Raw genomic sequence first — 737 nt, 5'->3', positions numbered from 1 at the left:
GTGTTGAGGCATGAAGATCTTGATTGCCCTTGTCGCCGTGCTGCTGTTGGCCATCGTGAATGGCTGCGGTGTGGTGCGGACGCAAAAAGCCGGGCCGTCGGCGTCGCCATCATCCTTACTTCCCTGCCCGGAAGCCGCTGGGTTGCCGATGCCCAGCCCTTGCGTGACGATGCCCTCCTGGGAGCAGAAGCACGCGGACAACGAGAGATACCGCCAGCGCGCCACGCTTTCTCCGGAGGCGGCTGCGCAGGCCAAGCCAGTGGCCGAGGCCCTGCGGGGCAAATTCGCCGACCTGCGCGAGCGGGCACTGCACGGCGAAGCCCACGTCGCCAAAGCGATCCGGGCGGTCGCCCCACCGGGAACGAACGTCATCATCAGGGCGGGAGGCGCTCGCTCCGCTGTGGTGTTCGCGATCGAATTGTCGGGAGGATGCTTGACCGGCTTCTACGACGAGCGTGAATCGAAGGTGGAGGTGGGGGGGTACATCAATGACGGTGGTTGCCTGACAGCTCCCGGTCACTGACCCAGAGGTGCCCCACAGATTCCGGTCAGTCAGCTACATGAGCTGACAGAAGTCTGGTACGTGACGAGGCGTCGTAGGCAGGTCCCCGCTGAACCTCCAGGGCCGTCGTCGCTCACGATCAGCACCGTGGGCAAATCGAGGCCCTAGCCGCAGGGGCCCCGAATCGTTGCAGCTCAGACGCTACTCCGGTGGAAATTTCTTCATTGCTACTGGG

At 64.0% G+C, this 737-nt stretch carries 1 protein-coding gene; it reads left to right on the top strand.

The annotated features are described in order from the left end of the window. The first annotated feature begins 10 nt into the window (after window positions 1-10). On the top strand, window positions 11-523 hold the full coding sequence (locus tag ACFFRH_RS44335; RefSeq protein WP_386164221.1) for a hypothetical protein: 513 nt from the start codon (window positions 11-13) through the stop codon (window positions 521-523). Window positions 524-737: the final 214 nt, after the last annotated feature.

Origin of the sequence: Streptosporangium vulgare, from assembly GCF_042428775.1 — a bacterium.
In the GTDB taxonomy this organism is placed as follows: Bacteria; Actinomycetota; Actinomycetes; order Streptosporangiales; family Streptosporangiaceae; genus Streptosporangium; species Streptosporangium vulgare.
This window is presented reverse-complemented; position numbering and strand designations above follow the sequence as displayed.

Coding starts and splice junctions, on each gene's coding strand:
- ACFFRH_RS44335 (WP_386164221.1), top strand. CDS start 11: ATGAAGATCTTGATTGCCCTTGTCGCCGTGCTGCTGTTGGCCATCGTG.